Raw genomic sequence first — 14,763 nt, 5'->3', positions numbered from 1 at the left:
AAATTTAAAATGCCTTTTTATTTAATCCTTGAAGATTCAAATTATATTCGACAACTTTTTTACGTTTACCTGTAACTAGAAACAAAGCAAGGCCGAGATAAATTAAAACTATAAAAATTAATAATTGCCAGTCAAATATTGTAGGACTTAACATCGAAATACTCCCAGACGCAATCATCCCCGCTAAATCATATAAGAAGTGGTATGCGATATTGCTAATAATTGTACCAGTGTATAAATAGAGTGCTGAAAATAGTATACCTACTGTCATTGCATTAATCACTTGCAAAATAGTAGCTGATAATGGTTGAACAGGAGTATTTAAAAAATGAATTAGACCAAAAATTAAGCCATCAAGAAATATTGCCCAAAAGATTTGCCTACTAGAATTTTGGAGTAACTTCAATAAAAAACTTAAAATGCAAAAGCGCATCATCCATTCTTCACCAATTCCAGCAGCAAAAGCATTTAAAGTTAAATATAAAAGATTACTATTTGAAGCTACCCTAAAATTCCAGTTAGTAAGAATACCGTTCAATGAATTGGCATCATTAAAACCATTAAACAGACAATCTATGACAATAAAAATAATTAGAATACTCAAAATTACCTTTGAAACTCTTGAACTAAACTTAAAATTAGGAGTAACAAATCCCCATTTTTTCATCACAAACCATGTAGTAACAACAAAACTTAAACTACCAATAATTGCACTATTGGTACAAGCCTTTAAAAAAGGGTTAGTGGGAATAGGATAAGTAGATTCTATTTCGATAATCAAATATATAAACCATAGTAAACAAAAACGTCCCCATTTATTCTGAACATTTCCCATAGCCAATTCGCCCATAGGAATAAACATAAAAATTTTATAAATTGTAATAAGACACAAAACAAATGTTGTTATAGTCTCATTTGTATACTTAATTAAAAGATCATTTACAAAAGTAAAGAAAAAAATTGGGGTACTAGTGATACTAATTGCCTGAAAATAATAATTGCATTGAATTAACTTACTATTTACATTTTTATTTAATACTGAAAACTGTAAACTAATCAAAATTATCAAAATAAATGCTTTAAAAGTAGTAATCCCACCAGCATGAATAAATAAACTATAAATTAAACTAAATATTACAAGTAGCAATTGTAATAAGGTCTGCAGTAGGTGCCAACTTCTTATTTTTTTCTCTGTAACCATTAGAAACCTTTCTAGACTTAAAACAGTTCATCACGCTTGCCATCAAGTAGATGTTCATCAATATCATTATTAAAATAAACTTTTAAATCGCGGTCAAAGTTATAGGCAAGCTTTTCTTGTTGCAATTCTTTTTTGGTCATCCAGATCAACTCTCCTTCTTTTGATGCTTTTAGCTGCCCACTAAACTTTGTAGCAATATAAAAAAAGACGATATAGCGATTATTATTATCGTCATAAAACTGTTTAATTCCCACTAAATGTGGCTTCTTAATTGTTAAATTAGTTTCTTCTTTAATCTCTCGGATGACCGAGTCGTGAAATGATTCATGCGCTTCAACATGTCCGCCGGGAAAGGTGAGTCCAGGCCACGTTGGATCGTTACGATTAATCACTAATATTTTTTGCTTATTTTCAATCATACACATATTTGTTAATGTTACTCTTTCAGTTCTATCCATTCCGTATAACTTCTTTCATCTTTTTATTGAATTTATTATATAAAAAAGATGAAAGATTAACTAGGTAAATTTACAATACATTAATTTACTTACAGTCAATAACTTTATTAAAAATCTGGTCTTTTTTGTTTATTTTTGTACTATAATAGTATAGTAATACAATATATAAATGATATTAAAGTTTACACTTTTAGGGGAATTAACTATGGAATTAGATATCAAAAACGTATCATTAAAGTTTGGTCAAAGGCTAATACTTGATAACATTAACCTTAACTTACATTCAGGTGGGCTCATTGGACTAATTGGTCCTAATGGCGCTGGGAAATCAACTTTATTGCGGATAATATCAACTATTTTGCAACCTGAAAAAGGAAGCATATTTTTAGATGGAGTAGACATTGTTAAATATCCCAAAAAGATGCGAATTTCATTAGGATATTTACCACAGCAAGTTCCATATTATCCTCATTTAACTGCAATTGAATATTTGCAATACATTGCGGCTCTTAAAGGTATTTCTAAAAAGCAAGCACGAAGTAATATTGAAAATTTACTAACTAAATTTCATTTGATTAATGCAAAAAATACAAAATTGGCCGACTTTTCTGGCGGTATGCGACAAAGAGTAGGTATAGCCGCCACATTACTAGGTGATCCAAAAGTAATTATTGTTGATGAACCTACAGTCGGATTAGATCCATTAGAAAGAGTAACTATTAGGAATGTTTTGGCAGAAATGGCTGTTAATCATATTGTTATTTTATCAACTCACATTATTTCTGATATAGAAGCAGTTGCTTCTAAAATTATTGTTTTGAAAGAGGGGCAAATTTTATATACAGGTTCACCGGAAGGACTTTTACAGAGAGTAACAAATTCAGTTTGGGAATATACTGCTCCAGTTAATCAGGTTCTTAATCAACTAGAAAATGTTAGTTCTATTACGCAAGAAATTGATGGTGTTCATATTAGAGTAATCTCTCAATCTAAACCTAATGCAGAAGCTGTTAATGTAACACCACGCTTAGAAGATGCCAGTCTGGCTATCTTAGAAAGCGGTGATTAGTTTGACTAGAATTGTTAAAGCTACATTTTTAGAACGAAGTCGACGCTTGTCATATTGGGCTCTAATAATTTTGGCCTTAATCGCAGCTGTTATTGGATATCCAAGAATTAAGGGTCCAATTAAGGTATTTGTACTTGAGCCGAATTTATTTATTCAAGCAAGCAATCCTAGTTGGGTTCCAGTTAGTGTGGTGTTAGTATTAGGCTTGTTTTTACCAATTATTAGTTACCTGTTTTTAAAAAATACAATTGGAATTGATGATCAAAATCATACTAATGTTTTAATGGCGTCAGTTTCCTTTTCTAAAATTAAGTACATTGGTGGAAAATTCTTGGCGAATTGTTTACTTTTATTTATTCTCTGGATTGTTATCATATTAGCGACAATTATAATGGTGATTTTACAGTTTCCAGGGAAATTTATTGACTTTTATCAGTTCTTAACGCCATTTTTAACTTTATTACCTGGTATTTTCATAATTTCGACGCTTGCGATATTTACAGAAATTGTTCCTTTTCTAAGAGGTATTCTAGGAATAATTCTTGTTAGCTTTTTTTCATTAATTTGTTATGGAGTTAGTATCGAAAATTATAATTCCTTTTTTTTAAAGATAATTAATCCATCTGGTAGCTCCTATTTATTCAAAATGATTCAAGATACTTGCGTTAAGACCGTAGGGCAACCATTAAAGCAAACAATGCTACTTAGTTCAGGAAATTTTAAAGAAACAGGAAAGCAGACTTTATTTTTTTTACCGATTAAATTTACTCAGCAAGATCTACTAATTTTTATTATTCAGCTCATAATTTGCATTGTAATGCTAATTTTAGCAGGTTTTATTTTTTCTCCGCACAAATACTCAAATAAAATTCGTAAAAATTCCATCCCTATTAACTTAGTTCACGACCATCATAAATTGAAAACAATCAATTCAAAATCGGCTAGTAGTAGTTTATTAAAAACTTCATTTGCTTTATTATGGAGACCACTATCTATTTATAATAAACTTGCATTAATTATTTTGTGGTTAACAGCATGGCTTAGTTCATTAGCCATAAAGCAATTAATAATTTTACCTTTAATCTTATTAACAGAATTACCATTATTGAGTAATTTAGGTTCACAAATTACTCAATTTAGTTTCTATCAATGGCTGATGACGATTCCTAAAGCACAAAATAAGCAACAATTTTTTGAATATGTAGCTAGTTTAACATTTACACTAATCTTGTTTTTACCTTTCATGCTAAAGTCAAGTTATACTGCTTTGTTACTAGTATGTTTTAGCATTATGATTTGCATGCTAGCACAAGTTTTAGGATTAATTACCAAGGGTAACCGCATGTTTATTTTTTTAATGGTCATTTTTTGTTTTATCTACCTAAATGGAATTACTAACTTGTTACCCATAAATAAACTAAATCCATCTGTCTGCTTAGTATATCTTGGTGTAACCCTAGTTTTATTTTTAATAAAGTGTAGCTTAAAGCAGTTAATTAAATAATTGGTATAAGTATTCATATTAAATTGTTCTTTATTAGCTTCATTTTGAATTAAACTCAAAATGAAGCTTTTTGGTAAAGCTAAATTTTATTCAAGACACCAATTTTCAAAAACATTTAATTCTTAAACCAGCTTAAGTAATATGCTAAAATTTCAGTATGTAGAAAGTAGGGGAAAAAGTGAATTTACGTTTAAATACTTTAGCCAATATGGTAGATACAGGTAGTCGGGTTGCCGACATTGGTACTGATCATGCTTATTTACCAATTGAATTAGTTAAATCAGGTAAAATTGATTTTGCCATTGCTAGTGACATTGCATCAGGTCCCCTAGCAAATGCAAAGCAAGATATTATTGAAGCCGGACTTGCAGAAAAAATTGAACCACGCCTAGGTGCAGGACTTGACACAGTTAATAAAGAAGATCAGATTGATACTGTGGTAATCGCTGGTATGGGGGGCAAACTCATGACCCAAATTTTAACTACTTCTTGGGAAAATGGTTTAAGTTTTGATACGCTAATTTTAGCGCCAAATATTGGTGAGTATGGGGTACGAAAATGGCTAATTAAGCACTCTTATCATATTCAAGCTGAACAAATTATTGCTGAAGCAGGTCATATTTATGAACTAATTAAGGCTAAAAAAGTAGCTAAGTTAGAAACATTAACTCAGGCACAGTTATTTTTTGGACCAATAATTATTAAAGAAAAAAATCCAGTCTTTTACCAAAAGTGGCAAGACCAGTTACATTATCATGAGCGGCTTTTAGATAATTTAAATAAGGCTAAACAAAAGGATTCCTTGCGTATCAAAAAAGTAGAACAAGAAATCGAGTTAATTGAAGGAGAATTAAATGACCAAAGTTAAAGATATTGTCACCACTCTTTGCCAACACTTTCCTGAAGAAATTGCTAGTAAAGGTGACCCCGTAGGACTGCAGATTGGTTCACTTGATCAAGAAGTAAATAAAGTAATGACTACTCTTGATGTGCGACCAGAAGTAGTAGATGAGGCAATTCAAAGGGGAGTTAATTTAATTATTAGTCATCATCCGGTTATATTTCGACCTGTTATTAATCTTAATTTTGCTGATCCACAAAATGAAATGTATGGCAAAATTATTGCTCACGGAATTGCTGTCTATTCAATTCACACTAATTCTGATAAGGCACAAGACGGTTCTAGCGATTGGCAGGCAACAGAACTAGGTTTAATTGATGTTAAACCTTTCTGTTTTGATGCTGATGGTATAGCCATTGGCCGTAAAGGAAAATTACCACACCCATTATCAGCACACGATTTTGCGTATTATGTTAAAGCTAAAATGAAAGTTAAGATGGTACGGTTAATAACTGCTGATTCTAATAAGATGATTTCATCTGTGAGTTTTATTTGTGGCGATGGTAGCAAGTTCTGGCACCAGGCGGTTGCAGAAAAAATTGACGCATTTATTACTGGTGACGTCTATTATCACACCGGTCATGATATAATTTCTTCAGGATTAACAGTTATTGATCCTGGTCACTATACAGAAAAACTATTTAAAGATAAAATGTATCAAAAGTTAACTCAATGGAATAAAGAAAACAATTGGGACCTACAAGTGGAAAAGTCTACTGTTTCAACTAATCCATTTCAAGATTTATTTTAATAAAGGAGAATTATGGAATATCCAAACTTACTGCCAAGATTTTTAAAATATGTGCAAGTCAATTCACGATCAGACGAGCATGCTGATCGTTTCCCCTCAACTAAACGTGAAGAAGATTTTCAAAAAGAAGTAATTATCAAGGACTTAGAAGAATTAGGTCTAAGCGATGTTCATTATAACCAAAATTCCGGCTGTGTAATCGCTGAAATACCCGCTAATATTGATTTTAAAGTTCCAACAATGGGCTTTTTAGCTCATTGTGATACGGCAGACTTCAATTCCGAAAATGTCAAACCGCAAATTCATGAAAACTATGATGGCAAATCAAAAATAAAATTAGGAAATTCCGAATTTTACCTTGATCCCGCAGTTTTTCCCCATCTTGCAAATTATAAGGGGCAAACTATTATTACCACTTCCGGTGATACTTTACTGGGGGGCGATGATAAATGTGGGGTAGCAGAAATAGTAACTTTAGCAGAATATCTTTTAACCCATCCAGAAATTAAGCATGGCAAGATTCGTTTAGCTTTTACGCCAGATGAAGAAATTGGCACTGGAGCAGGGCATTTTGATGTAACAGAATTTGGAGCTGATTTTGCTTTTACCGTTGATGGTGAAGCACCAGGAAAACTTGATTGGGGCACTTTTTCTGCTGCCCAATTTGGGCTTGATATTCAAGGAGTGAACGTTCATCCAGCAGTAGCCAAAGGACAAATGGTTAATGCACTTCAAATCGCAATTGATTTTCAAAATCAATTGCCAGCAGATGAGGTTCCAGAAAAGACTGATGGGCGACAAGGATTCTTCCATTTGATGAATTTAACCGGAACGGTTGATAATGCCCATATGGACTATATCATTCGCGACTTTGAGCGCGAAGGGCTAGAAGAACGAAAAGCATTAGTCAAATCGCTTGTTCATAAAATGAATGAAGCATTTGGTACTGAACGAATCAAGTTAAAAATGTGGGATCAATATTATAATATGGCGGATGAATTAGCTAAACGTATGGATATTATTAATTTAGCTCGTGAAGCTTATCGCAGTGAAGGATTATCAATTAATGAAGATCCGGTTCGCGGTGGCACTGATGGGTCTCAGTTAACTTATATGGGTCTGCCATGTCCTAATATTTTTGCTGGACAAGAAAACATGCATGGACGCTACGAGTACACAGTTTTAGAATCAATGTACAAGGCAGTTGACGTTATGGTAAAAATGGTTGAATTAAATGTGACAAATAACAAATAGTGAAACAAAATTATAGCTAATCACACTTTTTTAATAAGATGATTAATTTTTTAAAAAGCTTTTATACCAGGTATAATTGGCTGTTTTTTAAAATCAGCTAATTATACACATCTATTATAAAAAAATAAATTTACTCACAGAAACATTGTTTTAGATGGCTTTGTGGGTATTTTTTTGCCTTAAGTAAATAAATTTCATAGTCGTGAAACAACGAAAAACTTATTAAAAAAAGTTGAAGCCTTTTTAAGTGGCTATAGAATAATATGGTATTAATCTAATGATACTTAATATAGAAAATTTAAAAATACTAATGAAAGGATATCATCTAAAATCACTTTGCTTGATCTAGCTTTTAGCGGCCAAATTTATGTTAATAATCACAAATAGCTGCTGACGCAGCTGGCCAGCTTTTATAAAAAAATTAGGCTTTATTTTTCAGAATTACTATTATTGAAAAGTTTACCAGTTTGTCGTAGCCATGTCTTTGTTAGGTAAAAGTAGTTAATAATATGAAAAAACATAAATATTGCATAAATTAACAATTTACGATATGATCGTGTAATAGAAATATAATACAGTGTATAAAGGATGGTGTGCTAGTGGAATTTAAGGACAATATACCTATTTATCTCCAAATCAAACAGTACCTTTATCGGCAAATTATTACTGGTAAATTACAGCCTGGTCATAAAATACCTTCTGTAAGAGAATTAGCGGTTGAGTTAACGGTCAACGTTAATACTGTTCAAAGAGCTTTACAACAAATGAATGCTGAGGGTATTTTGTTCACTAAAAGAGGCGAAGGCAATTTTGTCACCGAAGATACTGCTTTACTTGAACAGACAAAGGCTAAATTGATTAAGGCTGAATTAGAAAAGTTTGTTCAAAGTATGAATGCTTTGGGAGTAGCTGATGATCAAATTAGTGTTATTTTATCAAATTATCTAATAGGAGAATAAATATGGATAATCTTTTAGAAATTAAAGATTTAACCTATAAAAAGAACCAAAAAATCATCTTGGATAAAATTAACTTAGAGTTACAACCAGGAAAAATTGTGGCGCTTTTAGGTGAAAATGGGGCAGGCAAGACTACTTTGATGCGTATCATTGCTGGAATGGCTAAAAACTATCAAGGTAGTGTTACACTTCTTAATGAAACTAAAGAAGCTATGAGAAAAGCGCATTTATCATTTACTGATGGGTTAACCGGGTTTGGTGAATCAACGAAAATCCAGGATATTGTGCATTTTTATCAAGTTATTTATACCGATTTTGATGACGAGCAATTTAATCAATTAAGAAGTTTTATGAAACTTGATCTTAATATGCGCCTATCTCATCTTTCAAAAGGGATGCGTGAAAAATTAATTATTGCATTGACTTTTTCACGTAAAGCCGATTTATATTTGTTAGATGAACCATTTTCAGGGATAGATGCAATGGCTCGCAAAAAAATAATTAACTCAATTATTCTCTGGAAGGCTGATCAAGCGACGATTTTGATTTCCGATCATTTTGTTAACGAAATTGCGACCATGCTTGATGAAGTTGTCGTTATTAAAGATAAAACGGTGCTTACACATCAATCAACTGAAGCAATTAGAGCAAATAATCTGAGTATTGAGGAATATTATGAAGGGCTTTACTTAAAGGAGGATGAATAATGTCAATTTTTAAAAGTTTATTTAGCCAGCAATTTAAACAAAAAACTAAAAATTTGTATTTAATCCTGTTAATCGAGTTCATTGGTTCAATTGCCATTACTTTTTTCTCTAGTAGGTATGATGCTTACTCTTATAATGGTTCTGTATTAGATACTTTTATGATTAAATTACTTTCTATATATGGCACTATTATGATTTTTTCAACTTTTGCTTTTTATATTATTATTTGTTTTATAAATGAAAAAATCAATCTTAGCCAAACCTGGCGGCTCACACCAATTAACGATAGTTTATTTTACATTAGTAATATCTTAAGTTCATTTGTCACCATGGTTTACTTTAAATTACTTGAACTAGTAACCGTAGCCATATTTAGTGGTATTTATTACGTAATTAGTCCTCAAGTTCGAACAAATGTTGCAGTTACACTTAATGAGTTAAATAAATATACGAATTCCCGTCTTGGCGATTTATATAATATTTTTGATAAAACATTAATTTTCATCACAATTATGATCTTGTTTGCCTTACTAACTTATCTTATCATTAGCTTTTTAAATTTCACGAGTCGGGCAATTATGAACTTCCTGCCCTACGTATCAGGCAGAGGAGTATCAAGTATTATTCGGTTAGTCATAATTTGGTTAATTGCGTGGCTGTTAGTAAAAATTAGTAGTTTAATTAAAATGAACAATATTTTTTCCGGCTTTATGGTAGATGATAAAAGTTCTTTATTAATCATTTTGGTTTTACTAATTTTGAATCTATTTTTCCTAATCGTTAACGTTTTCTTAATGCAACATTACTTTGAAGCAATTGAGAAAAAGTAACTATTTAATAATTATTAAAAGTAAAAACCATCAAGGCTTAACTTGATGGTTTTTACTTTAATTTGTTTTTTTAATGACTAACAGCCAAATAGTCATACAACTGACTAATTTCTTCAGCTGTAAATTCACCTTTACCAGTTTTCATAGAATGAATTTTTTCTACTGATAAATGACTAGCAAAAGCTAAATCAGTATCAGTTACATGGTGTTTAACTTGATAATTAATAATTGCATCGGATAATTCTTCTAGTTGTTGATTCATAATAAATTGCTCCTCTAGAATTTATTTTTGCTAAAAAAATTAAAATAACCTAAAAAGTTTGGATTCGATTAAATGGCCAATAGCGTAATACTACTTTACTTACAAGATTACTACGCTTAACTGGTCCAAACATATGAGAATCCTTAGAAATATCGCGGTGATCACCCAAAACAAAATAATAGCCCTGGGGTACTTTATAAGTAAAGTTACTGGTATAAGTTTGCCCAGCATCATTAGCTGCTTTTTTGAAAGAATTTTCTAAGTAGGGTTCTTTCAAAAGCTTACCATTAATGTACATTTTATCATTTTTGGAAACCAAAGTATCTCCAGGTAGACCAATTACACGTTTAATATACAAAGCTCCAGGTGCGTCGTTAGCAGCTTTCGGCGCAAGTAAAACCACAACATCATTTCTTTTTGGGGTGAAATGGCGCGTTGAGATTAACCGCTCATTATTTTCAAAAGTTGGCTGCATCGATGGTCCCGATACACGATCATTTGAAAGTACAAAATTAAATAGTAGGTAAAAAATTCCAAGAATAATTGCCATCATTACTACAACATCTAAAAGGAACTTTCCCCAACTTTCTTCCTGCTCGTCTTGTTTATTTACTATCTTTTTTGCCATAAAATATTCTCCTTATATTCCATTACCTTTTATTATAACTGAAATCTTGGCAATTGAATGTTAAAATCATTATTAGGTATTTGATAATGACAGAATTTTTAAATAAAATTAACCAATTAGATAGTGAAATTGATAATCAGTCGGTTCATGAGCAAGTGCAAATAGTTAATCAAATGATTTCTTTTACCAGACAGAAGAAAATCATGCCACTTGCTCCAAAAAAACTAGGCTTTTTACCAGATGAAATTGAAGCAATTTGTTTTCAAGTTGCAGCAAATAAAAAGAAAAAAGTAAGGATAATTAATCAACTTTTAAATAGTGTACGCCAATTTTTATCCATTAAATATGGTATTTGGTCCTTACCAAACTTAGCAACGGCTAAATTGATAAAAGATTATTTTCAAATTGATCAAGCACTAGAAATCATGGCCGGCAATGCTTGCTGGGCTAAAGCTTTAACTGAAGTTGGGATTGAAACTATTGCAACTGATTCACTGGAATGGGCTAAAACTTCCTTAACTGGAAATAATCCATATATGGCAGTTAAAAATTACGATGCCCCTAAGGCAATCAAAAAATTCGCTACTGCACAATTAATTATCTGCTCCTGGGCTCCTAATTTTACCAAAAGTGATCTTTTAGCAATTAAAGCATGGCAAAAATATAATCCACAAAGTCATTTGCTTTTTATCGGCGAAAAAAACGGGGCCACCAATTCGATGGCATTTTGGCAAGAAGTTAAGTTTAACTATTCCGAAAAACTTGATAAAATTAATCAGTCCTTTAAAAGTTACGATTTTATTAATGAACAAATATTTGAGATAAAGCATGAAATTTAAAAAAATAATAATCTTTGTGACAATCTTTTTGTCCCTTTTGGGCATTGGCTCTATGTTATCTAATATACAGTCCAGGGAAGCCGATCAACTTCTCGAAGCCTATGGTTTAAGTAATAATACACGTTATATAGAAGTCAAAAATAATCAAACAATTAGCTCTTTTTTGACATATTTACAAAAAAATTATGCAAAATATAAAATTCAACTACATTTTAAAAGTAAAATAGATCCTAAGCAAACACTGATTTGGGCTAACCATAATGTAATTACTTTGCCAACTGAAAGTGGGCGTTATTTTACAGCTGACGATTTTCAAGGCAGGGTATCCTTTGCCGTCTTAAGTCTTAATGCTAAAGTTCAAACTCTAGCAACTCAAGGAAATGAATATGTCGTTTTGGATAATAGTTACTATTCAGTGATTGGAACGTTAAAACATTATCATCAAATGAAACAAAATGGTTACTATCTTTCTACTGGTCCAAAACAACCAACAGGAAAAGCTAAGCTAACAAATTACATCATTATAATTGATAGCTCAAGTAAAATGATAAATAAACTAGCTTCACGCTACAAAGTAAAAATTAAAACACCAGTTTTTGTTAAAAATCATCAAATTCATAAGTTTTCAATAATTAGAGAAATCAGTTTAGTGATAGTTTTTACCATAATTGCTATGTCCTGCAGTACATTATTAGCACTTTTTGACTGGTCTGTGGTAAAAAATACTGCGTTAACTGGGCAGCTTTTGCATAATTGGCTATTTAATCGGGGAGTCAGAACAATTCTATTAGAATCAGCCCTAGTACTGGGAGCATACCTTTTTCTTTCATGGCATGCTTTCATCTCTAAACCTCAGCAAATGATTTTGTTACTATTACTTAGTTGGTTTCTTATCATTGCCGCTTATAGCTTTACTATTTTACAGCATTTAAGAAAGGAAAAAAAGCATGCTTAAATTACCAGTTGATTTTCTAAATAAGTATCAAGCTTTACTAGGAGCTGAAAAGGCTAAAGAACTATTTACTTCACTTGAATATTCACCCAAAAAAGCTTATCGAATTAATTCATTAAAATGGCAAAATCAGGTTTCTTATAAGCAAGATGAACCAATTTTAAATATTAATGCCGCTTTTTATGGAAAAATAACTGGTCTTGATCCTGAATGGGTTAGTGGTACAGTTTATTCGCAAGATCCAGCTGCCATGTTTCCAGCTATGATTGCCGAGGCTAAGCCTGGTGAGCGTGTTCTTGATCTATGTGCTGCTCCTGGAGGTAAGAGTACTGCTCTAGGAGAACAATTACAAAGTCAAGGTCTGCTACTTGCTAATGAAATTTCCCGTTCACGGGCAAAAATATTACGCGAAAATATTGAACGCTGGGGAATTAGCAATGCTTTGATTACAAACGAGACCCCGCAAAAATTAGCATCACAATTACCACATTTTTTTGACAAAATTGTTGTTGATGCTCCCTGTAGTGGTGAAGGAATGTTTCGGAAAAACAATGAAGCAATCAACTATTGGTCACCTGACTATATTTCGGTTTGCCAAAAAAGGCAAAAAGATATTTTAACTGAAGCAGTTAAAATGTTACGTCCAGGAGGTGAATTAATATATTCGACTTGCACTTTTGCTCCTGAAGAAAATGAACAAATAGTTTCTTGGCTAGTCACCAACTTTAATTTCGAAATTTTACCAATTAAATTAGCAAAAATAGCAGTAGACCATGGACATCCAGAATGGGCAGATGGAAATTTGTCATTGCAAAACACCTTACGTTTTTGGCCTTTTGATGAATTAGGTGAAGGGCAGTTTGTTGCAAAACTAAAATTAGTTAAATCTGAATCCCAGCTAGTAAAAAGCTCACCAAAAAAGAGACGTAAACGCGGAACTAACCAGAATTTACTTAATAAAGAACAAATTTTATTAATCAAAAAAGTTTTAGAGCCCTTTAATTTACCTAATGAATTAAAAAACTGGTCAAAATTAGGTCTTTTCCAAAATAATCACGTTTGTATTCCAGCATTTCCTGAAGTTGCCAGTTTACATCTAAAAATCATCAATAATGGAATAGACTTTGGGATTTTAAAGAAAAAAAGATTTGAACCCAGTCATCAATTGGCAATGGTTTTAGGTCAAATCAAACAAAATCAAGTAATTAATTTATCTAAGCAAGATTATTTGTGCTATTTACATGGCGAAACTGTCCGAATTGAAACTGAAATACGGGGCTTCGTTTTAATTAGTTGTCATAATTTAATCTTTAGTTTTGGTAAAGTAAGTGGGGATGGTATTTTAAAAAATTTTTATCCTAAAGGGTTACGTACAGTAAAGAAAGGATTACAAAATGATTAAGTTAATTGCAACAGACATGGATGGCACCTGGTTAACTGATGAAAAGACGTATGATCATGAACTATTTTTACGCGAATTTGAGTTAATGAAGAAAAGAAATATTAAGTTCGTAGTGGCCAGTGGTAATCAATTTGAAAATATTTATCAACGTTTTCCAGAAGTTGCAAGTCAAATATACTTTGTTGCCGAAAATGGAGCTTTAGTTGCTCACGGCCGACAAGTTATGCATACAGCTAGCATATCTGAAACTGATTGGCAAACACTTTTGGAAATTATTAATCGTTTTGATGAAAAGGTAACCGTTTCAGGGCTAGCAAGTGCTTATGTTTTAACTAAAGATGGCAAAGCTTACGCTCAGGAACTTAAAAAATATTACGAAAAATTGACCTTGGTCGCTAATTTTGAAGATTTGGCTGATAAAATCTTTAAAGTAACTTTTGACGTATCAGCAGCAAAACTACCTACCTTAATTGATTTACTTAGACGCGAATATCCGCAATTAGGTTTTGTAGCTGGCTCAGCCACCTCAATTGATATGTCCACTAAGGGGATGAACAAGGCAATTGGTCTTGACTACCTAAGTCAAAAATTTAGAATTAATCCACGTGAAATGATTGCCTTTGGTGATAGCGGCAATGATGTGGGCATGTTCAAATATGTTGGCCAAAGTTTTGCTACCGCTACAGCTTTACCAATTGCTAAAAACGCTGCTAGTCGTGTCATTGGCTCAAGCAATGACAGTGCGGTACAAAAAGAAATTTGGCAGATTTTAAATAGTTAATAAAAAAGACATCCAATGAAAAAAATCTCGAAAGTTTGACAACTCTTGAGATTTTTTCTATAACTAAAATTATCTAAGGAACAGAAACTCAATTTTTATTATCAATAAAAAATAGCGGGGTAGCTAGTTAACCATTTGGTTAAGCTACATCAGCTTGAAAATGTGGACCAACAAGCCCGCTATCATAATCTAACTGAGTAAGCTTAATTAACATTGCGTATGATAATTAAGAACACATAAAGTGTAGTCAAAAAGGCTTAACGCC

Annotated in this window: 16 protein-coding genes; 12 read left to right on the top strand and 4 right to left on the bottom strand. The window is 32.0% G+C overall.

All coding sequences use genetic code 11. The features are described 5' to 3' along the window. Positions 1 to 4: 4 nt before the first annotated feature. Both F5ESL0225_RS03855 and F5ESL0225_RS03850 read right to left on the bottom strand, forming a co-directional pair. On the bottom strand, positions 5 to 1,201 hold the full coding sequence (locus F5ESL0225_RS03855) for a CPBP family intramembrane glutamic endopeptidase (protein ID WP_122047885.1): 1,197 nt from the start codon (positions 1,199 to 1,201) through the stop codon (positions 5 to 7). Between the two features lie 17 nt (positions 1,202 to 1,218). Then, positions 1,219 to 1,659: an 8-oxo-dGTP diphosphatase gene (locus F5ESL0225_RS03850; RefSeq protein WP_122021688.1), complete on the bottom strand. Its 441-nt coding sequence runs from the start codon at positions 1,657 to 1,659 to the stop codon at positions 1,219 to 1,221. A gap of 205 nt (positions 1,660 to 1,864) precedes the next feature. Here F5ESL0225_RS03850 and F5ESL0225_RS03845 point away from each other — a divergent pair, with 205 nt between their 5' ends. From F5ESL0225_RS03845 to F5ESL0225_RS03810, 8 genes are all read left to right on the top strand, one after another. Next, a complete protein-coding gene (locus F5ESL0225_RS03845; RefSeq protein WP_122021687.1) occupies positions 1,865 to 2,728 on the top strand; it encodes an ABC transporter ATP-binding protein in 864 nt (287 codons plus the stop codon). A gap of 1 nt (position 2,729) precedes the next feature. Further along, a complete protein-coding gene (locus F5ESL0225_RS03840; protein ID WP_122021686.1) occupies positions 2,730 to 4,232 on the top strand; it encodes a hypothetical protein in 1,503 nt (500 codons plus the stop codon). Between the two features lie 178 nt (positions 4,233 to 4,410). Next, positions 4,411 to 5,100 carry a class I SAM-dependent methyltransferase gene (locus F5ESL0225_RS03835; RefSeq protein ID WP_122021685.1) on the top strand — a complete coding sequence of 230 codons (690 nt, stop codon included), beginning with the start codon at positions 4,411 to 4,413 and terminating at the stop codon, positions 5,098 to 5,100. Further along, positions 5,087 to 5,884, top strand: coding sequence for a Nif3-like dinuclear metal center hexameric protein (locus tag F5ESL0225_RS03830; RefSeq protein ID WP_122047884.1), 798 nt, complete (start codon positions 5,087 to 5,089; stop codon positions 5,882 to 5,884). The genes F5ESL0225_RS03835 and F5ESL0225_RS03830 overlap by 14 nt, the downstream gene beginning before the upstream one ends. 12 nt (positions 5,885 to 5,896) lie before the next feature. Next, positions 5,897 to 7,138, top strand: a complete 1,242-nt coding sequence (pepT, locus tag F5ESL0225_RS03825; RefSeq protein ID WP_122021683.1) for a peptidase T — start codon at positions 5,897 to 5,899, stop codon at positions 7,136 to 7,138. A gap of 599 nt (positions 7,139 to 7,737) precedes the next feature. Continuing rightward, positions 7,738 to 8,097 carry a GntR family transcriptional regulator gene (locus F5ESL0225_RS03820; protein WP_122021682.1) on the top strand — a complete coding sequence of 120 codons (360 nt, stop codon included), beginning with the start codon at positions 7,738 to 7,740 and terminating at the stop codon, positions 8,095 to 8,097. A 2-nt stretch (positions 8,098 to 8,099) separates the two neighbouring features. Next, positions 8,100 to 8,804: an ABC transporter ATP-binding protein gene (locus F5ESL0225_RS03815; protein ID WP_122021681.1), complete on the top strand. Its 705-nt coding sequence runs from the start codon at positions 8,100 to 8,102 to the stop codon at positions 8,802 to 8,804. Further along, on the top strand, positions 8,804 to 9,634 hold the full coding sequence (locus F5ESL0225_RS03810) for a hypothetical protein (protein ID WP_122047883.1): 831 nt from the start codon (positions 8,804 to 8,806) through the stop codon (positions 9,632 to 9,634). The genes F5ESL0225_RS03815 and F5ESL0225_RS03810 overlap by 1 nt, the downstream gene beginning before the upstream one ends. A 70-nt stretch (positions 9,635 to 9,704) precedes the next feature. On the opposite strand, the gene F5ESL0225_RS03805 is transcribed toward F5ESL0225_RS03810, so the two are convergent. Further along, positions 9,705 to 9,896, bottom strand: a complete 192-nt coding sequence (locus F5ESL0225_RS03805; RefSeq protein WP_122047882.1) for an LBP_cg2779 family protein — start codon at positions 9,894 to 9,896, stop codon at positions 9,705 to 9,707. Between the two features lie 49 nt (positions 9,897 to 9,945). Continuing rightward, a complete protein-coding gene (gene lepB / locus F5ESL0225_RS03800; protein ID WP_122047881.1) occupies positions 9,946 to 10,524 on the bottom strand; it encodes a signal peptidase I in 579 nt (192 codons plus the stop codon). Positions 10,525 to 10,610: 86 nt separating this feature from the next. Here lepB and F5ESL0225_RS03795 point away from each other — a divergent pair, with 86 nt between their 5' ends. Genes F5ESL0225_RS03795 through F5ESL0225_RS03780 form a run of 4 tightly spaced genes read left to right on the top strand, consistent with a single transcriptional unit; the run spans position 10,611 to position 14,498 of the window. Further along, positions 10,611 to 11,363 carry an SAM-dependent methyltransferase gene (locus F5ESL0225_RS03795; protein ID WP_122047880.1) on the top strand — a complete coding sequence of 251 codons (753 nt, stop codon included), beginning with the start codon at positions 10,611 to 10,613 and terminating at the stop codon, positions 11,361 to 11,363. Beyond that, positions 11,353 to 12,318: a hypothetical protein gene (locus F5ESL0225_RS03790; RefSeq protein WP_122047879.1), complete on the top strand. Its 966-nt coding sequence runs from the start codon at positions 11,353 to 11,355 to the stop codon at positions 12,316 to 12,318. The genes F5ESL0225_RS03795 and F5ESL0225_RS03790 overlap by 11 nt, the downstream gene beginning before the upstream one ends. After that, a complete protein-coding gene (locus tag F5ESL0225_RS03785; protein WP_122047878.1) occupies positions 12,311 to 13,717 on the top strand; it encodes an RsmB/NOP family class I SAM-dependent RNA methyltransferase in 1,407 nt (468 codons plus the stop codon). The genes F5ESL0225_RS03790 and F5ESL0225_RS03785 overlap by 8 nt, the downstream gene beginning before the upstream one ends. Continuing rightward, positions 13,710 to 14,498 (top strand): Cof-type HAD-IIB family hydrolase, encoded by a 789-nt coding sequence (locus tag F5ESL0225_RS03780; RefSeq protein WP_122024663.1) that lies wholly within the window; start codon positions 13,710 to 13,712, stop codon positions 14,496 to 14,498. Before F5ESL0225_RS03785 ends, F5ESL0225_RS03780 begins: the two co-directional genes overlap by 8 nt. Positions 14,499 to 14,763: the final 265 nt, after the last annotated feature.

It is taken from the genome of Lactobacillus sp. ESL0225 (assembly GCF_003692905.1).
Taxonomy (GTDB): domain Bacteria; phylum Bacillota; class Bacilli; order Lactobacillales; family Lactobacillaceae; genus Lactobacillus; species Lactobacillus bombicola.
The sequence above is the reverse complement of the archived record's forward strand: the minus strand, read 5'-3'. Positions and strand labels throughout refer to the sequence as shown.